We start from the raw sequence: 22,502 nt of genomic DNA on the forward strand, positions 1-22,502 counted from the left end.
GCGGCAGACGGCGGCGCGGCACGAACACGGGTACCCGGGGAGCGGGCCGCACGGCACCTCGGCGGCACGGACGGGCACCACGGACGCACGACGGAAAGACGGAAAGATGACCGCGATCGATCTGAACGCCGACCTCGGCGAGGGCTTCGGCCGGTGGCGGCTGACCGACGACGAACAGCTGCTGTCCGTCGTCACCAGCGCCAACGTGGCCTGCGGCTTCCACGCCGGGGACGCGGTCACCATGCGCCGGGTGTGCGACCTGGCCGCCGCGCGCGGGGTGCGGATCGGCGCCCAGGTCTCCTACCGGGACCTCGCCGGGTTCGGGCGGCGCGCGATGGACGTGCCGCCCGACGAGCTGGCGGCCGAGATGGCCTACCAGATCGGCGCCCTCGAGGTGTTCGCCCGGGCGGCGGGCGCACGCGTGGCGTACGTGAAGCCGCACGGCGCGCTCTACAACCGGGTCGTGCACGACGCGGAGCAGGCCCGGGCGGTGATCGACGGCGTGCGCCTGGCGGACGCGTCGCTGCCCGTGCTGGGGCTGCCCGGGTCGCGTCTGCTCGAGCTGGCCGGGCAGGCGGGGCTGCCGGCCGTCACGGAGGCGTTCGCGGACCGGGCGTACACCGACGAGGGCACGCTGGTGCCGCGCGGCCTGCCGGGCGCCGTGGTGAGCGATCCGGGAGAGGTCGTGGAGCGCTCGCTGGACCTCGCACGCTCCGGTGCGGTCACGGCGCACTCCGGCGCGCGGATCGAGGTGCGCGCCCGCTCGCTGTGCCTGCACGGCGACACGCCCGGCGCGGTCGAGCTGGCCCGCCGGGTACGGCAGCGGCTGGAGGCGGCGGGCGTGACGGTGGAGGCCTTCGCATGAGGGCGCTGCCGGTGGGTGACCGGGCGCTGCTCGTCGAGGTGGCGTCGGTCGCCGAGGCCCAGGCGCTGCACGCGGAGCTGCTGCGGCGCCGCTCCGAGGGCACGCTGCGGGCCGCCGAGATCGTCCCGGCGGCCCGTACGGTCCTGCTCGACGGACTGGACGACCCCGCCGGCTGGGCCCGCGAACTGACCGCCGCCCGGGTGCCGCCCACTCCCCCGCCCGCGCGCGAGCTGGTGGAACTCCCCGTCCGCTACGACGGTCCGGACCTCGCGGAGGTCGCCGCGCACTGGGACGTACCGGAGCGCGAGGTGGGCCGTATCCACGCGGCGACCGAGTTCACGGTCGCCTTCTGCGGGTTCGCCCCCGGGTTCGGCTACCTCACCGGGCTGGCGGCCCGTCACCACGTGCCGCGCCGGGCGACCCCGCGGACGGCCGTCCCGGCGGGCGCCGTGGGCCTGGCGGGGCCGTACACGGGCGTGTACCCGCGGTCCTCGCCGGGCGGCTGGCAGCTGATCGGGACGACGGACGCGGTGCTGTGGGACCACGCGCGCGTGCCGGCCGCGCTGCTGACGCCGGGGGCACGCGTGCGCTTCGTGCCGGTGGGGGACGCATGAGCGACCGGGCGCTGGTCGTCGTACGGGCCGGGGCGCTGACCACCGTGCAGGACCGGGGGCGACCCGGGTACGCGCATCTCGGGGTGCCGCGCTCGGGGGCGCTCGACGCGCCGGCGGCGGCGCTGGTCAACCGGCTGGCCGGCAATCCGCCGGACGCGGCCGTGCTGGAGACCACCCTCGACGGCTGTGCGGTACGGGCGCGCTGCACGGTGACGGTGGCGGTCGGCGGTGCGCCGTGCCCGGTCGGCGTGGGCGGCCGCCCGGCCGCCTGGGGCGCCCCGGTCGTGGTGCCGGCCGGGCAGGTGCTGGAGGTGGGGCCGGCCGTCCGCGGCGTACGCGCGTACGTGGCCGTCTCCGGGGGCGTCCAGGTGGAGCCGGTGCTGGGCAGCCGGGCCACGGATCTGCTGTCCGGCCTCGGGCCGCCGCCGCTCAGGAACGGCACGGTGCTGCCCCTGGGGGCCCCGGCCGGGCCTCCCGCGCGCGTGGACGGCACCCCGCAGCCCGGTCCGCCGGACGGGCTCGTGCTGCGGGTGACGCCGGGGCCGCGCGCGGACTGGTTCACGCCGCAGGCCGTGCGGGAGTTCACCGGCCGGACCTACCGGGTGTCCTCGGCGAGCAACCGCATCGGGCTGCGCACCGAGGGGCCCGCCCTGGAGCGGGCCCGGGCCGGGGAACTGCCCAGCGAGGGCATGGTGCTGGGGGCGGTGCAGGTCCCGCCGGACGGCCGCCCGGTGGTCTTCCTGGCCGACCACCCGACCACCGGCGGCTACCCGGTGATCGCGGTGGTCCGGGCGGACGACCTCCCCGCGGCCGCGCAGGCCCTGCCGGGCACCGAGGTGCGCTTCGTCCCCGTCCGCCGCCGCTGACCCCCGGCACCGGACACCGCCGCCGGCCGTCACCCCGGCGCGCGCCGCCCCGGTGGCGGTGAGAGCCCGGCCTCAGGGGGCGCCCGCCCGCTCCGCCGCGGACACGGCGGCCAGTGCCGCCGACACCGCGGTGGAGGCGCACAGGTCGAGGCGGGCGCTGCTGCCCCGGGCGCGGTGCCGCATCCCGTCGGCGGCCGGCCGCAGCAGCTGCGGCAGCGGGTCGGAGCACCGCCGGGCCACCCAGCCGGTGCCGACGGTGGCCGGCCGGCACCGGCTCGCCGCGGCGGTGGGCGGGGGGAACTCCGGCTCGGGCGAGGACCTGGGGACAGCCGGGGAGCGGGAGGGAGGGCACCCGGAGGACGGGGACGCCGGGGACCTCGGGGCACGCGGCCCAGGCGTCCTCCGGCGTCCCGGCGGCCGTGGCCGGGGCGACGACGGGGGGAGCGTGACCGCGAGCGACGAGGTGCCGGGCCGTCTGGAGCGCGCAGTGGGCCACGCCGTTCACATCACGGGGAAGGGACTCGGTCACGATGACGACACGTGTACCGGTTTGTCGCCCTGCTGGACGTGGCCGCGTCAACTTGGATCCGTCCGGGCGCGGAACGTCCCATGAGCGTTGCGCTGCGGGCGCGAGCGGTCGGGCCCCGGCCACGCCCTCCTGCCCCGTGGGTCACCCCGCGTTCACGGGACCCGCCCGTCGCGCCCGGTCCGGTTCACGCGACGCGTGCCTCGCCGCCGGCGCGGTCGGCGCGGGCCGCCCGTGGCATCCGGTGCGTCACGGCTTCCGTCCGCCGGGTCCGGACCGGGTCACAACACCCGGCCGCCGGGTCCGGCCCCGGTCACGACACCCGGCCGTCGGGGGTGATCCGGCTGCGTACGGCCGTCTGCACCTCGGCCTCCTCGGCCGGGTCGGCGGCGAGCCTGCGCAGTTGTTCCACGACCCGGGCGTCACCCGTCTCGGCGTGCCGGGCGGCGATCTCGCGGGTGCTCTCCTCGCAGTCCCACAGGCATTCGACGGCGAACCCGGTGGCGAAGGAGGGGTCGGTGGCGGCGAGAGCGCGGGCGGCGCGGCCGCGGAGGTGGGAGGAGGCGGTCTCGCGGTAGACGTGGCGCAGGACGGGCGCCGCACAGGCGATGCCCAGACGGCCGGTGCCGTCGACCAGGGTCCACAGGGTCGGCGCGTCGGGTCCCTCGCCGCGTACGGCCTCGCGCAGGGCGCCGAGGACCAGGTCGCTGTCCTTCGCCCCGCCCCGGCAGGCGAGCACGCGGCCGGCGGCGGCCCCGAGGGCGTCGGGGCGGTGGGCCCAGCCGCGGGCGCGGTCGACGGCGGCGGTGCCGCGCATCCGTTCGAAGGCGTCGACGGCGGCGTCCACGACCGGCACCGGACCGTCGGCGGCGGCCGCCTCGATGAGGTCGAGGGCGCCGGGGTCCTCGCGGTCGGCGAGGTAGCGAAGTGCGGTGCAGCGGGCTCCCTCGTCGCCCTCCCGGGCGGCCCGGACGATCTCCGGGCGGTCCTCGGCACCGGCCACGGCCGCGAGGCAGCGGGCGGCGGGCACGTGCAGCGCCGCGCCGCGCTCCACGCCCTGCTGGGCCCACTCGAAGACGGCTCGCACGCTCCAGCCGGGGCGCGGCCCGGCGGGCCGCATCTGGCGTTGCCAGCGGTCGAAGGCGCCGGTCTCCTGAGCGGCACGCACGCGCGTGGCGATGGACCGGCGCGGGTCCTCCGCCCACAGCCGCCAGGGGCGGGGTTCGAAGGCGTCCCGGACGGCGGCGGCCAGTTCGGCCTCGCCCTCGGGGTCGGTGGCGAAGCGGGCCAGGACGGGGGCGGCCAGGGCGCGCAGGGCGGCGTCGTCGTCCCTGAGGGCCAGCTCGTCCAGGGCCCAGGCCCAGTTGGCGCCGGTCGCGGCGTAGCGGCGCAGCAGGTCGAGGGCGTCCCGCCGGCCGTAGGAGGCGAGGTGGCCGAGGACGGCGAGGGCGAGGCCGGTGCGGGACTCGTCGGTGTCGAGGACGTCCTCGGGGTCGAAGAGGTGCGCCTCGACGGCGTCCAGCTCGCCGCTGAGGTCGAGATACAGGCGGGCGTAGTACAGGGAGCGGTTCTCCACCTGCCAGTCGTGGCGGGGATCGCGCAGGACACAGTGGTTCAGGGCCGCCAGCGCCTCGGTGCGCGGGGCGGTGAGCGCGTGCAGCGTGCCGTCGCCGCGACCTCTCTGGAGCAGGCCGAGCAGCGTTCCGCTGGGCGCTATGACCGGATCGAACATGGGAAACAGCCTCACATCAAGCGTCGACGCAACCGGGGACGTGCATTACCTGGCCGCGTGACGACACGTCGGGGCGCCCGCCGTTTCCTGCTTGCTGTAGACCATCTTCCTCTGCCTCTCGTCGGTGGCCCGTACGGGCCGCGTCACGGTCCGCGCGGTGCGGCCTCACCTGCCCGGCCATCGCGTCCGTGAATCACGACGTCATGATGACCCGCGGGTTTCTCCTGCCGCGACCGTATTTCCGGCGGCCATTTACCGCCTCCCCCGTTTTCGTTGTCGTGCCTGGTCAGAGCGTTCGGATCACTGTGCGCCGAACAATTCCAGGAGTTCTGTCCTGGCGAACATCCGGGCGGTGTCGACGGCCGAGGGAGTTCCGGCCGCGGGATCGGCGCCGGCTTCCAGGAGAGCCTTGACGACGTCCGTCTCCCCCTTGAAGGCGGCGCCGGCGAGCGGCGTCTGGCCCCGGTCGTTGACACGGTCGGCGTCGGCGCCCCGGGCGAGCAGCTCCCGTACCGCGTCGGCGTGCCCGTGGTAGGCGGCGAGCATCACGAGGGAGTCGCCGCGGTCGTTGGTGAGGTCGGCCGGGACGCCCGCGTCGACGTAGGCCACCAGGGTCTCCGTCTGTCCCTGCCGGGCCAGATCGAAGATCTTGGTCGCCAGCTCCACGACCTCGGGGTCGAGGGCTTCACTCATCGGCCGGACCGCCTCTCGTTGCAACCGTTCAGGTGAATCGCAAGGGTACTGGCTCGCGCCGTACATGACCCGAAGTGCCCGAGGTAAAGATCACCACAGGCGTGACGCCGGGCACAAACGTGCCCAACCGGCCCAGGACGACTCGGCCCGGTGGGTGAAATCAGCCGGATTTCATCCACTTGCACCTTTAATCGTATGGATACATCCTGTGATCCTGGAAGTACTCATGGTGACTGTCCCCTCTCGACACCAGGAGACCCGAAATGATCCTGTCCCTGTCCGGCGTCCTGCTGCTCGGCATCATCGTCTTCCTGTTCTTCCGGAAGGACGGGCTCAAGGGCTCGCACGCGTGCACCTCGGCGCTGTTCGGCTTCTACCTCGCCAGCACCGGCATCGCACCGAGCATCAGGGCCGGCGGCGAGAGCCTGGCGAGCCTCCTCGGCGGCATCAAGTTCTGACGCCCGCCCCGCCCGCACGCACGCACCCCCAGGAGGCAGCAGTGGTCCGGCGCCCTCTCCCCCGCATCCTGAGCAACGGCAGCGCGCAGATCGCCCGGAGCCGGGAGCTGGCCCGGACCGCTGCCGACAGCGCGACCGACGTCCTGCACCCACTGATCACCGTCACCCGGGGGCTGCGGCGGCTGCTCGCGGCCGGCGGGCGCAGGTGGGCGCAGACACCCAAGGACAAGCGCGGGCCGCTGCTGTTCCTGGTGGCCTCGGTGGTCCTGGCCGTGGCGCTGGTGCCGTACGGCCCGCTGCTCGCCGCCATCGCCCTGATGGCGGCGAGCGCCTGGTACGGCCGCGACCGCACCCGGGCGGAACCCGACGGCCCCGACGAGTCGCAGGCCCAGCGGCTGCGGTCGCTGTACGAGGCCCTGGTGCCGTACTTCTCGACCGCCGAGGACCCCGCCCCGCTGTACGCGCACGGCGGTGAGTGGGAGAACGCCTTCGCCACCCACACCTTCGACGACTCCGGCAGCTTCGGCCACCTCGTCATCCGGTACCCCGCCTACTTCCCGGACGGCGAGCCCGAGGCCCGCGCGCGCATCGAGCACCTGCTCACCGCGAAGGCCGGCCGCGGCCGCGAGTACCTGTTCACCTGGGACGAGGCCGGCAACCAGCTCACCCTGAGCGCGCTCGCCCCGCTGCCCACCGACATCGCCGCCCAGCGCTTCGTCACCGCGCCCGGCGAGACGGTGCTGGGCTTCACCGACCCCACCGAGGTCCAGCGCACCCTTCCCCTGTCCTACGGGGAGGACCAGCGCGACGTCCCGCCGGTCGTCTGGCGCACCGGCATCCGTTCCACCGAGCCGCACCTGCTGGTCATGGGCCAGCCGGGCAGCGGCACCTCGTCCCTGCTGCGCTCTGTCGCCCTCCAGGCCCTCCAGTACGGCGACCTGCTGATCGTCGACGGCGGCGGCACCGGTGAGTACACCTGTCTGACCGGCCGGGACGGCGTCCTGGCCGTGGAGTGCGGTCTCACCGGGGCGCTGGCCAGCCTGGAGTGGGCCGCGCACGAGACCGAGCGGCGGCTGATCACCGTCAACCGGGCGCGGCAGGCCGGAAACCCGCCGCCCGAGGACACCAGGCGTCCGCTGTGGATCCTGCTGGACCGGCCCACCGCCTTCGCGCACCTCGCCGCGGCGGGCGGCCGCAAGGACCCGCAGACGCTGCTCCAGATGCCGCTGCGGCACGGCCGCGCGGCCAACGTGACCGTCGTCCTGGCCGAGCAGTTCGACTGCGCGGACGGCCTCAGCGAGCAGGTACGGCAGCACACGCGCGCGCGTGTCGTGCTCGGCCCCGCGACGCCGCAGCAGCTGGAAAGCGTGCTGGGCGCTCCCCCGCGCACGACCCCGCCGGCCCACGTCCCGCCGGGACGCGGTTACGCGCGGCTCGGACACGGACCGGTGCACCGGCTCCAGGTCCCGGCCACGCCCGACCCCTACGACGACGCGACCGGCGAGGCGGACCGGCAGGCGGTGCTCGCGCTGCTGCCGCCGCGCACGACGCCCGCGGACGGGGAGCACGTCGAACCCGCGCGGCCGGCCGGGCCGGACGAGCCGCTGGGCGTGGACGCGCTGGACGGCGATCCGCTGAACGAGGACTCGCTGGACGACGTGAAGTCCCTGGACGACGCCGACTCCCCGGACGACGCCGATTCCCGGGACGCCGTGGCGGCGCGGGAGAGCGCGCCCGTGGGGGCGGTACCGGCAGACACCGTGCCGGTGGAGAGCGTGCCGGTGGAGAGCGTGCCGGTGGGGGCCGGGCCGGCGAGAGCGCTGTCGATGGAGAAGGTCTCCGTGGCGTCCCCGGCGAGCGGACCGGTGCCCGGGGAGACGGGGCCGGGGCAGGCGGTGCCCGTGGAGGCCGCGGTGGCCGAGACGTCCTGAGGCGGCCGGGCCGGTGCGCGGCGGCATCCTCCGCCCCGGCCGGCCCGCACGGGCCTTTCAGGCCACGAACGTCCGCGGTGCCTCGCTGCCCCCGGTGGCGCCCCGCTCCACCAGCCGGGCCGCCGCGGCCAGCCGGGCAGCCGCCTCGTCCGCCACCGCCCCGCCCACCGTGAACGGAAGCCGGACATAGCCCTCGAAGGCGCCGTCGACCCCGAAGCGGGGCCCGGAGGGCACCCGGACGCCGACCCGCTCCCCCGCCTCGGCCAGCCGGGAGCCGGACAGTCCGCCGGCCCGCACCCAGAGCGTGAGTCCGCCGCGGGGCACCTCGAACTCCCAGCCGGGCAGCTCACGGCGCAACCCCCGCACCAGGGCGTCGCGGTTCTCCCGGGCCTGGGCGCGGCGCAGCAGCACGGCCTGCTCCCAGCCGCCGGTGCTGAACAGCCAGTTGACGGCCAGCTGCTCCAGGACGGGGGTGCCGAGGTCGGCGTAGGCGCGGGCGGCGACCAGGCTGCGGATCACGTCCGGGGCCGCCCGCACCCAGCCGATCCGCATGCCCGCCCAGAACGCCTTGCTGGCCGAGCCGACCGTGATCACCGTCGAGCCGGCCGGGTCGAACCCGCACACCGGCCGCGGCATCCGGAGGTCGTCCTCCAGCCACAGCTCGGTCATCGTCTCGTCGGCGACCAGTACGGTCCCGGCCGAGCGGGCGGCGTCGACGAGCCGGCGGCGCTGGTCCTCGTCGGCGAGCGCGCCGGTGGGGTTGTGGAAGTCGGCGACCACATAGGCGACGCGGGGCGCCGCGTCGCGCAGCACCTGGCGCCAGTGGTCCATGTCCCAGCCGCCCAGGCCCTCCGCCATCGCCACCGGGACCAGCCGCGCCCCCGTCTCCCGCATCAGCTGGAGGATGTTGGCGTAGGACGGCGACTCGACGGCGATGCGCTCGCCGCGGCCCGCGAAGAGGTGGCAGATCGCGTCGATGGCGCCCATCGCACCGGTGGTGACCATGATCTGTTCGGGCATGGTGGGGATCCCGCGCGCGGTGTAGCGCTCGGCGATCATCGCGCGCAGGGCGGGCAGCCCGGCCGGGTAGTCGCCGTGGGTGTGCGCGTAGGGCGGGAGGTCCTCCAGGGCGCCCTGCACGGCGCGGGTGAGCCACGGCTCGGGCGCGGGGAGGGACGCGCAGCCCAGGTCGATCATCGAGCCGAGCGCCTCCGGGGGCAGCGGCTCCAGGCCCCGGGCGGGCAGCGGGTTGCCGGCCGGTACGGCCGTCCAGCTGCCGGCGCCGCGCCGGGACTCGAGGAAGCCCTCGGTGCGCAGCGCCTCGTAGGCGGCGGCGACGGTGGTGCGGCTGACGGAGAGGAAGAGGGCCAGTTCGCGTTCGGCGGGCAGGCGGGCGGCGACGGGGACGCGTCCTTCGAGGACCAGCAGCCGGATGCCGTCGGCGAGCGCGCGGTAGGCCGGGGGGCGGCGGGTGCCGGTGCCGGCGGGGCGGTCCTGCTGGGAGGTGAGCAGCCGGGCGAGCTGCGCGGCCCCCACCGCCGAGGTCCACTGCGCCATGACGATCAGTCCACCTTCCTCGAATTGGCCATGGATGGCATGCCATCCCACGCCACAGAGTGTCACGGGACAGGCCACCATCACCACTCAGGGGGTATCTCGTGTCCACACGGGGCCGTATCGGACCACGTCTCGTCCAGCTGTACGCCGGGCTGGCGCTGTACGGCGCCAGCTCGGCGCTCCTCGTCGTGGCGGGGCTGGGCCTGGAGCCCTGGAACGTGCTGCACCAGGGGATCGCCGAACGCACCGGACTGAGCATCGGCGTGGTCTCGATCGTCGTGGGTGCCGCGGTGCTGCTGCTGTGGCTCCCGCTGCGCCAGCGGCCGGGGCTGGGCACGGTCTCCAACGTCTTCGTGGTCGGTCTCGCCATGGACGGCACGCTCGCCCTCGTCCCCGACGTGCACGCCCTGGCCGTCCGGGTCCCCCTGCTGGTGGCGGGCATCGTGCTCAACGGCGCCGCGACCGGCCTGTACATCGCGGCCGACTTCGGGCCGGGCCCGCGCGACGGCCTGATGACCGGGCTGCACCGGCGTACCGGCCGCTCGATCCGGGTGACGCGCACGGCGGTCGAGGTCGTGGTGGTGGCCACCGGGTTCGCGCTGGGCGGCACCGTCGGCGTCGGCACCCTGCTCTACGCCCTGTCCATCGGCCCGCTGGCGCAGCTGTTCCTGCGGCTGTTCACCGCCGCCCCGGCACCGGCCGGCAGCACGGTCGTTGCCGCCGGGCCACCCGAACGGGTGATACTTCGTCCGTGACTCCGCCGATACGCCACCCGTACCTGGACCATCCCGGCCCGATCGCCTTCGCCCACCGGGGCGGGGCGGCCGACGGGCTGGAGAACACCGTGGCCCAGTTCCGGCGCGCGGCCGAGCTGGGCTACCGGTACATGGAGACGGACGTGCACGCCACGGCGGACGGCCGCCTCGTCGCCTTCCACGACGCGACCCTGGACCGGATGACCGACGGGGCGGGCCGCATCGCCGACCTGACCTGGGACGAGGTGCGCCACGCGCGCGTGGCGGGCCGCGAACCGGTGCCGCTGCTGGAGGAACTGCTGGAGACGTTCCCCGGCGTCCGCTGGAACGTGGACATCAAGGTGGAGGGCGCGCTGCGTCCGCTGCTGGAGCTGGTCGAGCGCACCGGCGCCTGGGACCGCGTGTGCGCCGGCTCCTTCTCCGAGGCCCGCGTGCTGCGCGCCCAGCGGCTGGCCGGACCGCGGCTGGCCACCTCGTTCGGCACCCGGGGCGTGCTCAATCTGCGGCTGCGCTCCTGGGGGCTGCCCGCCGCGGTGCGGCGCTCGGCGGTCGCCGCGCAGGTTCCGGAGGCCCAGTCCGGTGTACCCGTGGTCGACCAGCGCTTCGTGCGCGCCGCCCACGCGTACGGGCTGAAGGTGCACGTCTGGACGGTGAACGAGCCCGAGCGCATGCACCGGCTGCTGGACCTGGGCGTCGACGGCATCATGACCGACCACATCGACACGCTTCGCGCGGTCATGGAGGAGCGCGGCGTCTGGGTCTGAGCGCGGCGGCCGCGGCCTCCCCGGTACCACCCCGGTACCTTCGCGCCCTGTCCGGATTCGCTCCGCCCGCGCGGGTACCCGTACGTCCGGCGACCGGAGAGGCGGAGGACGCGGTGAGGCGGACGACACGTTTGCGGACAAGATTTAGCGCTCAACACGAAAGGGCGGTAGTGTACGCGTTTGGCCTGCCAGGCGTACCGTTACTGCGCGTCAAAGATGCCGAAACGCTGGATGACATCTGCTGACAGATGTGACAAACCGGACACTGGTGGGTACAACAAGGGGCGGCTACGACGGCGACGCATGACCCGGAACGGGACTCGGAACGGGAATCTTTACCGCCGACCGGACGTTGACCGGATGACGACGACAGCGACACCTGTCCTGTGGGCGACAAGCCCGGGAGGCACGATTCATGAGTGAGCGAGCTCTTCGCGGTACGCGCCTCGTGGTGACCAGCTACGAGACGGACCGCGGTATCGACCTGGCCCCGCGCCAGGCCGTGGAGTACGCATGCGAGAAGGGGCATCGTTTCGAGATGCCCTTCTCGGTCGAGGCGGAGATCCCGCCGGAGTGGGAGTGCAAGGTCTGCGGGGCCCAGGCACTCCTGGTGGACGGCGACGGCCCTGAAGAGAAGAAGGCCAAGCCCGCGCGTACCCATTGGGACATGCTGATGGAGCGGCGCACCCGCGAGGAGCTCGAAGAGGTCCTCGAGGAGCGTCTGGCGGTGCTGCGCTCCGGTGCGATGAACATCGCGGTTCATCCCCGGGACAGCCGCAAGTCCGCCTAGTCCCCGCAGGGGCTGGAGCGGAGTCACACAGCGCACGACATAACCGCGGGCGCCGTACGTGAGGTCGACGTACGGCGCCCGCGGTTTTCGCGTGTGTCACCGCAGCGGCCGCTCAGCGGGCCAGCGGCGGGTACTGCTCCCGGGGCGTGTCCCCCGGCTCCTCGCGGACGACCTCGCCCTGCACCACCGTGCCGCCGGGGTGGTGGACGCGGGCCCGCTGGAAGGCGTCGCCGAAGGTGCCGGGGACGGCCGCGCGGAGCCTGCGGTCGAGGGCGCGCTCGGTGGAACGGCTCACGGCCTTCTGGACGGCGGGGACCAGCAGCAGCAGACCCGCCAGGTCGGACAGGAGGCCGGGCAGGATGAGCAGCAGGCCGCCGAGCATCGTCAGGCCGTTGCCGCCGCCGCGCCGGGGGGAGCCGCCCTGCCGGAGCGCCTCGTTCAGGTTCTCGAAGGCGCGGCGGCCGGCCCGCTTGATGACCAGGCATCCGGCGACGAGACCCGCCACCAGCAGCAGGAACACGGTGGGGCCGCCCGCCGCGCCCGCCACCACGGTCAGCAGCCAGATCTCCAGCGCCAGCCACCCGGCGAGGCCGAACGGCAGGTACCTGCGCAGCCGGGAGCGGCGGGGCCGGTCGGCGGGGTGGGTGGTCGCGGCGCCAGTCGTCATGCTCCCAGTGTGCCCGGGCCCGGCTCAGCGCGGGATAAGGGGCCCGTCAGGCACCGGCCGTGGGGGCCCGCCCGGCTCACCGGCCGCCGTGCGGGCACGCACCTGGCCTTCACCGGCCGCCGTACGGGCCGTCCCCGCTCAGCGGCCGCGCTTGGCCCTGAGCTTGGCGACCCGGTCCTGCGCGCCCCAGGCGGTGACCCGCCACAGCGCCTCGACGAGGATGTCGCGGCTCATCTTGGAGTCGCCGAGTTCGCGTTCGACGAAGGTGATGGGCACCTCGACCACGTGGTAGCCGGCCCGGACCGCCCGGCGGGCCAGGTCGACCTGGAAGCAGTAGCCCTGCGAGGCGACCTCGGTCAGGCCCAGGCCCTCCAGGGTCTCGCGGCGGAAGGCGCGGTAGCCGCCGGTGATGTCGCGCAGCGGCAGGTCGAGGGCCACGCGGGAGTAGAGGCTGCCGCCCCGCGAGATGAACTCCCGGGACTTCGGCCAGTTCACGACCCGGCCGCCGGGCACCCAGCGGGAGCCGAGCACCAGGTCGGCACCCTTCAGTGCGGTCAGCAGCCGGGGCAGCTCCTCCGGCTGGTGGGAGCCGTCGGCGTCCATCTCGACCAGGACGCCGAAGCCGTTCTCGATGCCCCAGCGGAAGCCCGCGAGGTAGGCGGCGCCGAGGCCCTCCTTGCCCTTGCGGTGCAGCACCCGGACGTGGTCGTCGCCGGCGGCCAGCTCGTCGGCGAGCTTGCCCGTGCCGTCGGGGCTGTTGTCGTCCGCCACCAGCACGTGCGCCTCGGGGACGGCCTCGCGCACCCGGCCGACGATGGACTTGATGTTCTCCGCCTCGTTGTAGGTCGGAATGATCACCAAGGCCGTGCCGAGCGGACCGAACTGCCTCCCCTGGGCCTTGGCCTCGAGGGTCCCGTCGCCGTCGTTCACTGCTGCCCCTTCATGTCGTACGCAGGGGTCCACCATAGTGTCCGCGGCCTGCGATGACGCGACGGCTCGTCCGTGCGGTGGTGTCGAATCCACAAGAACAGGGTAAGAACGCGCTTTACGGCACCTCGTCCGCTGCGGATGGGGGCCCGGCGCCCTTCGGGCCGACCTGGGGCCCGCTGGCTGCGGGTCGACCGAAAGCCGTTGTCTACTGAGCTCCCGGGCCCCACCCGGGTCACACCTTCCCGACCGGCCGGAGCCTTCCCTCGCCGGCGCGGGCGCTGAGCCTGGCTCCCAGTGGCGGTGCCCCGGTGCGGCACACCGTCCCTGACCCAGCGGCGCTGCGACGAGTGCGCGAACGCTCCCCGGTCGGGTGTCCGGTGGTGGACTCCGCCGAACCTACCGGCCCCCGGCCGTCGACTGTCAACAGCCGTCTGACCTGGTGCGACAGTGCTGCGTCGCTGGTCAGCGCGGAGGATGCGCAGGTCGCGCGACGGGGCGGCGCGCACCGATCGGCGGCGCGCCGCCCCAGGAGATCACTCGCCCGGCCCTACGAACACCGTCCGTCCGCCGACCACGGTGCGCAGACAGACCGGCAGGTCACGGCCCGGGCTGAGGTCGGGCAGGCCCGGGGTGCCCGAGCGCGGGTCCGTGGACCACCGGGCGACCCGGTCGTCGGGGGCCTGGACCACCAGTTCGCCGGTGCGCCAGACGGCGTAGTCGGCGGGCGCGCCCGGCACCAGGACGCCCGCGTCGTCCCGGCCGACGGCGCGCCAGCCGCCGCGGGTGTGGGCGGTGAAGGCGGCGCGCACCGAGATCCGGTGCCCGGGGGTGCGGTGGAAGGCGGCGGCGCGGACGGTGCCCCAGGGGTCGAGGGGGGTGACGGGGCTGTCGGAGCCGAAGGCGAGGGGGACCCCGGCGCGCAGCAGCGCGGCGAAGGGGTTCAGCGTCCGGGCCCGCTCGGCGCCCAGCCGCTCGGCGTACATGCCGTCGTCACCGCCCCACAGCGCGTCGAAGGCCGGCTGCACGGAGGCGATGAGTCCCAGCTCGGCGAAGGCGGCGACGGTCTCGGGGGTGAGCATCTCGGCGTGCTCCACCCGGTGCCGGGCGGCGCGCACGCGGGCGGGGCCGGCCTTCTCGGCGGCCGTGCGGACGCCCTCGACGACGGCGGTCACGGCGGCGTCTCCGATGGCGTGGAATCCCGCCTGGAGGCCGGCCTCGGTGCAGGCGAGGACGTGGGCCGCGACGGCGTCCGCGTCCAGGTAGGCGGTGCCGGTGTGGGCGGCGTCGGCGTAGGGCTGGTGCAGGCAGGCGGTGTGCGAGCCGAGGGCGCCGTCGACGAACAGGTCACCGGCGGCGCCGTGCGCGCCCAGCTCCCGGGCCTTGCCGGCGTCCTGCTCGGCCCAGTAGCCGACGACGCGGGGCCCGGCCTCGGCGGCGGCGAGCCGCAGCAGCGCGGTGAAGTCGTCCTCGGAGGAGATGGCCGGACCGCCGCACTCGTGGACGGTGCCGATCCCGAGGGACGCGGCGTGCGCGAGGGCGGTGCGCTGGGCCTCGGCGCGCTGGACGGGCGTGACGGCGCCGAACGCGGCGGCGCGGACGGCGTGGTGGGCGTCGCGGGTGAGCGGGGCGTCCGGGCCGGGCGTGTCGCGGGCGACCGTGCGGGCGGCGTCGCCGGGGAGCATCTCCAGCAGGGCGGTGGTGACGACCGCCGAGTGGACGTCGATGCGGGACAGGTAGAGCGGCCGCCCGCCGGTGGCCTCGTCGAGTTCGGCGCGGGTCGGCGGGCGGCCGCCGGGCCAGCGGGCGGCGTCCCAGCCGTGCCCGAGCAGCACCCGGTCCGCGGGCCGGGCCGCGGCGAAGTCACGGACGCGGGCGAGGGCCGCCTCCAGGGAGGGGGCGCCGGACAGGTCGAGGCCGGTCAGCGCCAGGCCGGTGGAGGTGGTGTGCACATGGGCGTCGGTGAACGCGGGGGTGACCAGGGCGCCGTCGAGGTCGACCACCTCGTCCACCCCGTCCGCGAAGGCGTCGGCGGCGCCCTCGGAGCCGACCCAGGCGACCTGGCCGTGTTCCACGACCATCGCGGTGGCGAAGGGGTCGGCGGGACTGTGGACCTCCCCGCGGCGCAGCAGGACGGTACGGGGGTCGGCGGGTCGCTCACTCATGCCGGACAGTCTCTCGCGCGGCCGGGGGGACGCCGTACGCGGGGCCGCCGGTGCGCTCGCCGGCGTGGCGCCGGGTCAGATCTTCGGCGGCCGGGCCTCGTACGGCGTCGACAGCACCACGGTCGTGCGGGTGGAGACGCCGGCCAGCGAGCGCAGCCGGGCGAGGAGTTCCTCCAGCTCGTGCGGGGTGGCCACGCGCACCTTGAGGATGTAGTTCTCGTCGCCCGCGACGCTGTGGCAGGCCTCGATCTCGGGGACGCCGGCGAGACGCTCGGCGATGTCGTCGGGGGCGCTGGGGTCGAAGGGCTTGACCGAGATGAACGCGGTCATGGGCAGCCCCACCGCCTCGGGGTCCACGACCGCGGCGTACCCGCGGATGACGCCACGCTGTTCCAGCCGGCGCACCCGCTGGTGCACGGCCGACGTGGACAGGCCCGTGGCCTTGCCCAGGTCTGTGTAGCTCATCCGCCCGTCCTTGACGAGCAGCTGCACGATCTGCCGGTCCAGCTCCTCCATGGCGCCAAAACCTACAGTGCGCCTGACCTCCTCCGATACCTCGGCATTCCAGGTCATGCCCGGTTCGTGATGTGACGGGGGATCACCCGCGGCCCGCCGGGGGACAAACCGACCGCACCGGGCACCCGCACCCCGCATGTGACGAACGCCACATCACACGGACGCGCTCCGTGATGTTCTCGTGATTACCCCCCGGACCGGGCGGGAAGTGCTTGCTGTGGTCGAGGCCGCAGTGCCGTCCCGGCCCAGTTCAAGGGGGAGAATCCCATGCAGAGTATGAAGCGCCCTGGTCGTTCCACGTCCAAGCGGCAGCAGCCGGTCGTCGAGCCCGAGCCGGAGGGCGTCGAACCCGACGCCTTCGAGGCCGAGGAGCTGGACGCCTACGACACCTTCGAGATGTACCGGGTGATCTGCCCGGACTGCGCACAGCCGATCGCGCTGCTGGCGGACGAGGAGGTCCTGCCGGAGCACGCGCTGTGCGCCTCGCCGTGGAACCCGTTCGGGCTCACGGTCTGTGCCGGTACGGGCCGCGCCGCGGCCGACGCCCGGCCCGCCGACGAGTCCGTCGAGCCGCAGGAGCAGGACACGGCCCTGCTGCTCACGCTCCCCCAGGGACTCGACTGGCGCACGCAGCCCTTCTCGCACGTCGGCGGCCCGGGCTCCCGCCCGATGCGCGTGCCGGCGATGCGCCGCCAGGCCGCCTGAGCCGCCTCGCCGCATCCCCGCAGCCGCCCCGCACCACGGCCTGTGCACGCTGCCGTGGTGCGGGTCCGGTGCGCCCGGCGCCAGGGATCCGGGTCCGGGTGGTGCGTCCGGTTCCGGCGCGACGTCCGTGAACGCACGCTCGATTCGGCCGGACGGTGACCTGCCGGGCCGTCGTCGCGTTGCCCTGGTATGGCCACCATGTACTCGGCGACCGGGCGTCAGCGCCGCCTCTTCGTCCCGCCTCCCGCGACATCGGCCCCGCCGCCCCCGCAGCCGCAGGACCCCCCGATCTACCGCGCGATGATGCGCGCCTGGGCCGACCGGGGCCGGACGCTGCCGGGCCGCCACGACCCGGAGTGGGTCAGGCTGGCGGCCCCGGCGGCCGTCCTGGGCCAGTTCAGCGACCCTCTGGGCCCGCCACGTGACGGGCGATGACCATCCGCTGGATCTGGTTGGTCCCCTCGACGATCTGCAGCACCTTCGCCTCGCGCATGTAGCGCTCGACCGGGAAGTCCGCGGTGTAGCCGTAGCCACCGAGTATCTGCACGGCGTCGGTGGTGACCTTCATGGCGGTGTCGGTGCAGTGCAGCTTCGCCATCGCCGCCTGCTTGGCGAACGGCAGCCCGGCGTCGCGCAGCCGTGCGGCCGCGAGGTAGAGGGCGCGCCCGGCCTCGATCTGCGTCGCCATGTCGGCGATCATGAAGCGCAGGCCCTGGAAGTCGGAGATGGGCCGGCCGAACTGCCGGCGCCCGGTCGCGTAGGCCACCGCCTCGTCCAGTGCCGCCTGGGCCAGGCCCATGGCGCAGGCCGCGATGCCCAGCCGCCCGGAGTCCAGCGCGGACAGGGCGATGGCGAAGCCCTGCCCCACCTCGCCGAGGCGCCGCTCGTCGGGCACCCGTACGCCGTCGAAGTGGACCTGGGCGGTCGGTGAGCCCTTCATGCCCATCTTCCGCTCGGGCGCGGCGGCGCTCAGGCCCGGCGCGTCGCCGGGCACCAGGAAGGCGGTGATCCCGCGCGGGCCCTCCTCGCCGGTGCGGGCCATGACGGTGTAGAAGTCCGCTATTCCGCCGTGGGTGATCCAGGCCTTGCTGCCGGTGACGACCCAGTCGTCGCCGTCCCGCACCGCGCGGGTGCGCAGGGAGGCCGCGTCGGAACCGGAGGACGGCTCCGAGAGGCAGTACGCGCCGAGCAGACCGCCGCCGAGCATGGCGGGCAGGTGCTCGACCTGCTGCTGCTTGGTGCCGTAGGCGGCCAGTGCGTAGGAGGCGAGGGTGTGCACGCTGACGCCGAGGCCGACGGTGAGGCGGGCCGCGGCCAGCTCCTCCAGCACCTGGAGGTAGACCTCGTAGGGCTGGTCACCGCCGCCGTGCTCGGAGTCGTAGGGCAGGCCGAGCAGGCCGGAGGCGGAGAGCAGGCGGAAGACCTCGCGGGGGAAGCGTCCGGCGTCCTCCTCCTCGGCCGCCTTCGGCGCGATCTCGCGCTGTGCGATCTCACGGACGAGCGAGATCAGATCTCTCGCCTCTTCCGTGGGCAGTTGACGCTCCACCGGCTGCGGGTCGCGGTCGGACATGGCGTCGGTCTCCTCCCTGTCGGGCACATCGGCGGATGTGCGCCTTGGGTGGGGCGGCTCCGCCACAACGTTCCGGTGCGGCCGAGGCGGGCTTTCCCGGGTCTCGGGAGGCGGCTGACCAGCGGCTGCGCAGTGAGTATGCCCGATCCACACCCTCCCGTCACCAGTTAACGACCGCTCACTTGAAGATTCCACCCCTCAATTCCGACCCCTGCGCATTGGTCCGAACCATTGACCCGAGTGGTCTAGTCCTCCTAACCTCTCGAACCACGGCTTGAATGCGTTCATGCCAATCCGCGCGCGTTCCCCTCCCCCCACGAGGAGACACCCGATGCACTTCTCTCCCCGCTCCCGCTTCCGGGCGCTGCTGTCCGCCGCGTGTTGCGCCGCCCTCGGCGCCGGGCTGCTGGCCGGCGCGGGCACCGCCACCGCGGCCGCCCCGCCGGCCGCCCGGGCCCAGCAGCTCAGCGCCGGCTCCAAGGTGGTCGGCTACTTCACCGAATGGGGCGTCTACGACCGCAAGTACCTCGTCAAGAACATCGAGACGTCCGGTTCGGCGGCCAGGCTCACCCACATCAACTACGCCTTCGGCAACGTCACCGGCGGCAAGTGCGCGATGGGCGACTCCTACGCCGCCACCGACCGCGCCCACACCGCCGCCGAGTCGGTGGACGGCGTCGCCGACACCTGGGACCAGCCGCTGCGCGGCAACTTCAACCAGCTGCTGAAGCTGAAGAAGAAGCACCCGGGGCTGAAGGTGCTGTGGTCCTTCGGCGGCTGGACCTGGTCCAGCGGCTTCGGCGAGGCCGCGAAGAACCCGGCCGCCTTCGCCCAGTCCTGCTACGACCTGGTCAAGAACTCCAAGTGGGCGGGCGTCTTCGACGGCATCGACATCGACTGGGAGTACCCGAACGCCTGCGGCAACACCTGCGACACCAGCGGCCGGGACGCCTTCCGCACGGTGATGGCCGCCCTGCGCTCGAAGTTCGGCTCCGGCAACCTGGTCACCGCGGCCATCACCGCCGACGCCACCAGCGGCGGCAAGATCGACGCGGCGGACTACGCGGGCGCCGCCCAGTACGTCGACTGGTACAACCCGATGACGTACGACTACTTCGGCGCCTGGGACGCCAAGGGCCCGACGGCCCCGCACTCGCCGCTGACCTCCTACTCCGGCATCCCGAAGGAGGGTTACACCACCTCGGCGACCATCGCCAGGCTGAAGGGCCTCGGCGTCCCGTCCTCGAAGCTGCTGCTGGGCATCGGCTTCTACGGCCGCGGCTGGACCGGGGTCACCCAGGCGGCACCGGGCGGCACGGCGACCGGCCCGGCGGCGGGAACGTACGAGCAGGGCATCGACGACTACAAGGTGCTGAAGACCAAGTGCCCGGCCACCGGCACCGTGGGCGGCACCGCCTACGCCAAGTGCGGCAGCGACTGGTGGAGTTACGACACCCCCGCCACCATCGCGACGAAGATGACGTACAAGAACCAGCAGGGCCTCGGCGGCACCTTCTTCTGGGAGCTGAGCGGGGACACCTCGAACGGTGAGCTGATCAAGGCCATCAACTAACAGGTGCCCGGCGGGCGACGGCCCGGCCGGAGGGACGCGGGAGCGGGGGACCACGAGCCCCCGCTCCCGTGCGTCACGCCTCCCGGCGGGCGGGCAGCGGGGCGGGGTAGGCCGGGTCCATGTCCTCGATGGCGCGCAGGGCTCCGCCGAGGGTCCGCACCAGCAGCTCGCGCATGCGGTCGCGGGAGAGCGCGGGGCGGTCCATCCAGTCCAGGGTGGCGCCCTCCACGCTGCACACCCAGGCCAGCAGGCCCATCCGGGCCAGCGGGGCGATGTCGCTGCGGCCGTAGGCGCCCTCGGCGATGGTGGCGACGATGGCCTCGCGCACCCCGTCCCGGACGGCGTGCACCTCGGCGTCGAAGCCGACGCCGCCGCTGACGATGGTGCGGTAGGCGGCCTGGTGGTGCTCGGCGTAGCGCAGATAGCTGTCGACGGTGCGGTGGACCCGGTCCACGGCGGGCAGTTCCAGACCGCTCGCGGCGAAGGCGACCAGGTCGGCGACGGAGTCGTGGATGATCGCCAGGTAGTAGCCGCGCTTGGACTGGAAGTAGTAGTAGATCAGTCCCTTGGCGACCCCCGCCTGCTTGGCGATGTCGTCCATGGACAGTGCGTCGTAGGACGTGTCGGCGAACAACTTCCGCCCGATGGCGATGAGTTCGGCGCGACGGGTCGCAGAGCGCTCGGTGCCGCGCACCCGGGGAGGGGCGGCGGCACGCTGCTGACTGATATTCAATTCACACCCTGGTCTCGGGCGGGGGCGGGACATCCGCAGTATGCCAGAGCCCGCCGGAGCGGCTCCCGGCGAGCGCCTCGCGGCCGCCGGCCCGCCCCGCGCTCCCCCGGCGGGTGCCGGGAAGGCGCGCGGCGGCCCCAGGGACCCGCTAGAGCAGTCCCAGCTGGGTGACCAGCATGGCGGTCACCACCACAAGGACCCAGCCCAGGACGTGCTCGGCGAACCTGGAGCCGTCGTCCTGCGGGCCGCCGGTGCGGGCGCGGGCGGCGCGGTCCGGGACGGTGCGGGCGTGGGCGGTAGGAGTGGCGGTGGCTGCGTGTGCGGTCATGGTGTCTCGCTGAGGTCTGCCGGCTGGAGTGGTCTCCCCCCACCCGTCCACCTTGCCATCGACGAGGGCCCGGGAGGGCGGAGACCTTGCTCACAGCCGGGCCGGCTCAGCGGACGCCCACCGCGTCGAGGGCCTTGCGCTGGTGCGCGGTGGGGTGCGCGGGGAAGTAGAGGTAGCAGACGCCTCCGGTGCCCGAGACGACCGTCCCGGAGGCGTTGTACCGCTTGGTCCGCAGCCAGATGTTCTCGAACTCCCGGCGCGCGTACACCCGCCGCACCGCGTCGTCGCTCGGGGAGGCCGGGTCGTTGGCGATGACGTCGCCCTCGGCGGTGAAGCCGATCACCGTCATCAGGTGGCCGGAGGTGCCGTAGCCGGCGCCGGTCAGCTCGGTCTTGAGGAACGACTGGGACGTTATGGCCGGGATGCCGGCCGCGATCAGCGTCTCCAGGTCGGTGAGCGAGCCCAGCCGGGTGACCACGCCCTGGAGGTCCGGGAAGGTGGCCGCGTAGGCGGCGTTGAACGGCCAGTTGCCGCAGCCCGCGTACTGGTGGTCGTAGGTGGACCGGGCCGCGTGGCACACCTGCGGGTCGGCGTAGGCCGGGTCGACCCAGGACAGCTGCGCGGGGGTGAGCCGGCCGCCCCAGTACTCGATGATCATCTGCGAGGAGGTGGGGCTGCACCAGGCCTCGCCGCCGTTGTCGTACTCCGGGTACTGCCCCTTGTGGATCTCCTGCGAGTAGCGCGGCACGGCCAGTTCCTGGGCCAGGCCGGGCGTGGAGGCCGGGACGGTGAAGCGGTCGGGGACGTCGGAGCCCATGGCGCCGAGCCGCCAGACGGTCGGGGTGAGCGTGGTGCCCGGCCTGCGGTAGAGCGTCAGCCGCAGCCGGTAGGACGCCAGGCGCAGTCCGGTGGAGGCGTCGTCGATGGCGAAGGTGTCGGTCCAGATGCTGCTGCGGCCGTCGCTCTGGTCGTCCACCGAGGTCCGCTTGATGTCCTGGTCGCCGGCCGCCCAGCGGCCCATCACGTACCAGGGGGTGTCGCTGCCGTCGGAGTAGGTGCCGCGCAGTTCGACCTGGAGCCAGGTGCCCGCCGGGGTGTGCGCGTTCCAGTGCGCCACGGCCTCGGTGGCGGGCACGCTCAGCCGGTGCCGCGGGGAGGTCCAGGTGGCGTACTCCCAGGGGGCGGTCGTGCCGGTGTGCGGGTCGAGGTAGTCGGTGCTGCCCACCGGGGCGCCGATCTCGACGCCGGGGCGGGCCCCGGCGACGGCCCGCGCGCCCTGGGCGGTGCCGGCGCGCCAGTCCTGGTACGTGGTCCAGGCGTGGTTGTCGACCGGGCGGGCCGGGGCCCGGCGGGAGTCTTCGGCGGCGGCCGCGGGCGCTGCGGCGGCCGCCGGGGCGGCCGTTCCTGCGGCCACCGCGGCGGCCAGGGCGGCCGCCAGGACAGTTCGGCGGGACGGCTGTTCGGCTTGGCTCATGGGCGCGAGACCCCCAGGTGTCCGAGTCGGGGCTGGTGCGGTGCACGGTGTGCGCCAACTATGAAGCAGGGGGCATGCCCCTGCCAGCACTTCGGCCCATGCCACGCCAGGAATATTGGTCTCGTCCTCTGGAAGGACCCCGGAAGACCGCCGCAAGGCCGGCGGAGGAGGTCCTCCTCCGGACGCGGCGCGGCCCCGGTGTCCGCGCGTACGGGACGCGGGACGCCGGGGCCGGGGGCCGTGGCCGGACGCCCTGGGACCGGGCGGGCCCAGGGCGGGCCCAGGGCGCGTCG

21 protein-coding genes and 1 pseudogene are annotated in these 22,502 nt (G+C 74.4%); 10 read left to right on the forward strand and 12 right to left on the reverse strand.

Features of this window, described 5'->3' with window-relative positions; genetic code table 11:
* The first annotated feature begins 106 nt into the window (after positions 1–106).
* The 3 genes from ACZ6CZ_RS28310 to ACZ6CZ_RS28320 are packed head-to-tail and all read left to right on the forward strand — an operon-like array spanning position 107 to position 2,345.
* Positions 107–865, forward strand: a complete 759-nt coding sequence (locus tag ACZ6CZ_RS28310) for a LamB/YcsF family protein (protein ID WP_469026676.1) — start codon at positions 107–109, stop codon at positions 863–865.
* A complete protein-coding gene (locus ACZ6CZ_RS28315) occupies positions 862–1,479 on the forward strand; it encodes a 5-oxoprolinase subunit B family protein (RefSeq protein WP_469026679.1) in 618 nt (205 codons plus the stop codon). Before ACZ6CZ_RS28310 ends, ACZ6CZ_RS28315 begins: the two co-directional genes overlap by 4 nt.
* The gene (locus ACZ6CZ_RS28320) at positions 1,476–2,345 is read left to right on the forward strand and encodes a 5-oxoprolinase subunit C family protein (RefSeq protein ID WP_469026681.1); all 870 of its coding nucleotides are present in this window, start codon (positions 1,476–1,478) and stop codon (positions 2,343–2,345) included. The genes ACZ6CZ_RS28315 and ACZ6CZ_RS28320 overlap by 4 nt, the downstream gene beginning before the upstream one ends.
* 72 nt (positions 2,346–2,417) lie before the next feature.
* On the opposite strand, the pseudogene ACZ6CZ_RS28325 reads toward ACZ6CZ_RS28320, so the two are convergent.
* The 3 genes and pseudogenes from ACZ6CZ_RS28325 to ACZ6CZ_RS28335 form a co-directional block, all read right to left on the reverse strand.
* Positions 2,418–2,660, reverse strand: a pseudogene (locus ACZ6CZ_RS28325) (SGNH/GDSL hydrolase family protein); the annotation flags it as partial.
* 524 nt (positions 2,661–3,184) lie between these two features.
* Positions 3,185–4,603 (reverse strand): HEAT repeat domain-containing protein, encoded by a 1,419-nt coding sequence (locus tag ACZ6CZ_RS28330; RefSeq protein WP_469026684.1) that lies wholly within the window; start codon positions 4,601–4,603, stop codon positions 3,185–3,187.
* 300 nt (positions 4,604–4,903) lie between these two features.
* The gene (locus ACZ6CZ_RS28335; protein WP_469026686.1) at positions 4,904–5,296 is read right to left on the reverse strand and encodes an ankyrin repeat domain-containing protein; all 393 of its coding nucleotides are present in this window, start codon (positions 5,294–5,296) and stop codon (positions 4,904–4,906) included.
* A 263-nt stretch (positions 5,297–5,559) separates the two neighbouring features.
* Here ACZ6CZ_RS28335 and ACZ6CZ_RS28340 point away from each other — a divergent pair, with 263 nt between their 5' ends.
* The gene (locus tag ACZ6CZ_RS28340; protein ID WP_469026688.1) at positions 5,560–5,754 is read left to right on the forward strand and encodes a hypothetical protein; all 195 of its coding nucleotides are present in this window, start codon (positions 5,560–5,562) and stop codon (positions 5,752–5,754) included.
* 41 nt (positions 5,755–5,795) lie between these two features.
* Positions 5,796–7,685 carry a hypothetical protein gene (locus ACZ6CZ_RS28345; RefSeq protein WP_469026690.1) on the forward strand — a complete coding sequence of 630 codons (1,890 nt, stop codon included), beginning with the start codon at positions 5,796–5,798 and terminating at the stop codon, positions 7,683–7,685.
* A gap of 57 nt (positions 7,686–7,742) precedes the next feature.
* On the opposite strand, the gene ACZ6CZ_RS28350 is transcribed toward ACZ6CZ_RS28345, so the two are convergent.
* Positions 7,743–9,242, reverse strand: coding sequence for an SCO1417 family PLP biosynthesis transcription factor (locus ACZ6CZ_RS28350; RefSeq protein WP_469026692.1), 1,500 nt, complete (start codon positions 9,240–9,242; stop codon positions 7,743–7,745).
* 101 nt (positions 9,243–9,343) lie between these two features.
* Between ACZ6CZ_RS28350 and yczE the strand changes: the two genes are divergently transcribed.
* The 3 genes from yczE to ACZ6CZ_RS28365 all read left to right on the forward strand — a co-directional run bounded on the left by yczE (position 9,344) and on the right by ACZ6CZ_RS28365 (position 11,551).
* A complete protein-coding gene (yczE, locus tag ACZ6CZ_RS28355) occupies positions 9,344–9,997 on the forward strand; it encodes a membrane protein YczE (RefSeq protein WP_469026695.1) in 654 nt (217 codons plus the stop codon).
* Positions 9,994–10,761, forward strand: a complete 768-nt coding sequence (locus ACZ6CZ_RS28360) for a glycerophosphodiester phosphodiesterase (RefSeq protein WP_469026697.1) — start codon at positions 9,994–9,996, stop codon at positions 10,759–10,761. The genes yczE and ACZ6CZ_RS28360 overlap by 4 nt, the downstream gene beginning before the upstream one ends.
* A gap of 415 nt (positions 10,762–11,176) precedes the next feature.
* Positions 11,177–11,551, forward strand: coding sequence for an RNA polymerase-binding protein RbpA (locus ACZ6CZ_RS28365; protein WP_003977404.1), 375 nt, complete (start codon positions 11,177–11,179; stop codon positions 11,549–11,551).
* A gap of 112 nt (positions 11,552–11,663) precedes the next feature.
* Here the strand turns inward: ACZ6CZ_RS28365 and fxsA are convergent, their stop codons facing one another.
* The 4 genes from fxsA to ACZ6CZ_RS28385 all read right to left on the reverse strand — a co-directional run bounded on the left by fxsA (position 11,664) and on the right by ACZ6CZ_RS28385 (position 15,826).
* Positions 11,664–12,218 carry an FxsA family membrane protein gene (fxsA, locus tag ACZ6CZ_RS28370; RefSeq protein WP_469026699.1) on the reverse strand — a complete coding sequence of 185 codons (555 nt, stop codon included), beginning with the start codon at positions 12,216–12,218 and terminating at the stop codon, positions 11,664–11,666.
* 138 nt (positions 12,219–12,356) lie between these two features.
* A complete protein-coding gene (locus tag ACZ6CZ_RS28375) occupies positions 12,357–13,148 on the reverse strand; it encodes a polyprenol monophosphomannose synthase (RefSeq protein ID WP_469026701.1) in 792 nt (263 codons plus the stop codon).
* A gap of 533 nt (positions 13,149–13,681) precedes the next feature.
* Positions 13,682–15,310, reverse strand: coding sequence for an amidohydrolase (locus ACZ6CZ_RS28380; protein ID WP_469026703.1), 1,629 nt, complete (start codon positions 15,308–15,310; stop codon positions 13,682–13,684).
* Positions 15,311–15,385: 75 nt separating this feature from the next.
* Positions 15,386–15,826, reverse strand: a complete 441-nt coding sequence (locus ACZ6CZ_RS28385; RefSeq protein WP_469026705.1) for an Lrp/AsnC family transcriptional regulator — start codon at positions 15,824–15,826, stop codon at positions 15,386–15,388.
* 267 nt (positions 15,827–16,093) lie between these two features.
* Here ACZ6CZ_RS28385 and ACZ6CZ_RS28390 point away from each other — a divergent pair, with 267 nt between their 5' ends.
* Positions 16,094–16,531, forward strand: a complete 438-nt coding sequence (locus ACZ6CZ_RS28390; RefSeq protein WP_469026707.1) for a hypothetical protein — start codon at positions 16,094–16,096, stop codon at positions 16,529–16,531.
* A 397-nt stretch (positions 16,532–16,928) separates the two neighbouring features.
* Here the strand turns inward: ACZ6CZ_RS28390 and ACZ6CZ_RS28395 are convergent, their stop codons facing one another.
* On the reverse strand, positions 16,929–18,101 hold the full coding sequence (locus ACZ6CZ_RS28395; RefSeq protein WP_469026709.1) for an acyl-CoA dehydrogenase family protein: 1,173 nt from the start codon (positions 18,099–18,101) through the stop codon (positions 16,929–16,931).
* A 331-nt stretch (positions 18,102–18,432) separates the two neighbouring features.
* Here ACZ6CZ_RS28395 and ACZ6CZ_RS28400 point away from each other — a divergent pair, with 331 nt between their 5' ends.
* Positions 18,433–19,674: a glycoside hydrolase family 18 protein gene (locus ACZ6CZ_RS28400; protein WP_469026711.1), complete on the forward strand. Its 1,242-nt coding sequence runs from the start codon at positions 18,433–18,435 to the stop codon at positions 19,672–19,674.
* A gap of 73 nt (positions 19,675–19,747) precedes the next feature.
* Here ACZ6CZ_RS28400 and ACZ6CZ_RS28405 read toward each other — a convergent pair whose 3' ends face one another.
* From ACZ6CZ_RS28405 to ACZ6CZ_RS28415, 3 genes are all read right to left on the reverse strand, one after another.
* Complete coding sequence (locus tag ACZ6CZ_RS28405; protein WP_469026713.1) at positions 19,748–20,407, reverse strand: TetR/AcrR family transcriptional regulator; 660 nt, start codon at positions 20,405–20,407, stop codon at positions 19,748–19,750.
* A 148-nt stretch (positions 20,408–20,555) separates the two neighbouring features.
* Positions 20,556–20,735: an SCO1431 family membrane protein gene (locus ACZ6CZ_RS28410; RefSeq protein WP_469026715.1), complete on the reverse strand. Its 180-nt coding sequence runs from the start codon at positions 20,733–20,735 to the stop codon at positions 20,556–20,558.
* 106 nt (positions 20,736–20,841) lie between these two features.
* Complete coding sequence (locus ACZ6CZ_RS28415; RefSeq protein WP_469026717.1) at positions 20,842–22,209, reverse strand: peptidase C39 family protein; 1,368 nt, start codon at positions 22,207–22,209, stop codon at positions 20,842–20,844.
* Positions 22,210–22,502 lie beyond the last annotated feature (293 nt).

The sequence above is a fragment of the Streptomyces sp. NPDC041135 genome (assembly GCF_055592085.1).

Bases quoted from the DNA above. Each gene is read 5' to 3' on its own strand.
- ACZ6CZ_RS28310 (WP_469026676.1), top strand. From the start codon at position 107: ATGACCGCGATCGATCTGAACGCCGACCTCGGCGAGGGCTTCGGCCGG.
- ACZ6CZ_RS28315 (WP_469026679.1), top strand. From the start codon at position 862: ATGAGGGCGCTGCCGGTGGGTGACCGGGCGCTGCTCGTCGAGGTGGCG.
- ACZ6CZ_RS28320 (WP_469026681.1), top strand. From the start codon at position 1,476: ATGAGCGACCGGGCGCTGGTCGTCGTACGGGCCGGGGCGCTGACCACC.
- ACZ6CZ_RS28330 (WP_469026684.1), bottom strand. From the start codon at position 4,603: ATGTTCGATCCGGTCATAGCGCCCAGCGGAACGCTGCTCGGCCTGCTC.
- ACZ6CZ_RS28335 (WP_469026686.1), bottom strand. From the start codon at position 5,296: ATGAGTGAAGCCCTCGACCCCGAGGTCGTGGAGCTGGCGACCAAGATC.
- ACZ6CZ_RS28340 (WP_469026688.1), top strand. From the start codon at position 5,560: ATGATCCTGTCCCTGTCCGGCGTCCTGCTGCTCGGCATCATCGTCTTC.
- ACZ6CZ_RS28350 (WP_469026692.1), bottom strand. From the start codon at position 9,242: ATGGCGCAGTGGACCTCGGCGGTGGGGGCCGCGCAGCTCGCCCGGCTG.
- ACZ6CZ_RS28365 (WP_003977404.1), top strand. From the start codon at position 11,177: ATGAGTGAGCGAGCTCTTCGCGGTACGCGCCTCGTGGTGACCAGCTAC.
- fxsA (WP_469026699.1), bottom strand. From the start codon at position 12,218: ATGACGACTGGCGCCGCGACCACCCACCCCGCCGACCGGCCCCGCCGC.
- ACZ6CZ_RS28380 (WP_469026703.1), bottom strand. From the start codon at position 15,310: ATGAGTGAGCGACCCGCCGACCCCCGTACCGTCCTGCTGCGCCGCGGG.
- ACZ6CZ_RS28385 (WP_469026705.1), bottom strand. From the start codon at position 15,826: ATGGAGGAGCTGGACCGGCAGATCGTGCAGCTGCTCGTCAAGGACGGG.
- ACZ6CZ_RS28390 (WP_469026707.1), top strand. From the start codon at position 16,094: ATGCAGAGTATGAAGCGCCCTGGTCGTTCCACGTCCAAGCGGCAGCAG.
- ACZ6CZ_RS28395 (WP_469026709.1), bottom strand. From the start codon at position 18,101: ATGTCCGACCGCGACCCGCAGCCGGTGGAGCGTCAACTGCCCACGGAA.
- ACZ6CZ_RS28400 (WP_469026711.1), top strand. From the start codon at position 18,433: ATGCACTTCTCTCCCCGCTCCCGCTTCCGGGCGCTGCTGTCCGCCGCG.
- ACZ6CZ_RS28410 (WP_469026715.1), bottom strand. From the start codon at position 20,735: ATGACCGCACACGCAGCCACCGCCACTCCTACCGCCCACGCCCGCACC.
- ACZ6CZ_RS28415 (WP_469026717.1), bottom strand. From the start codon at position 22,209: ATGAGCCAAGCCGAACAGCCGTCCCGCCGAACTGTCCTGGCGGCCGCC.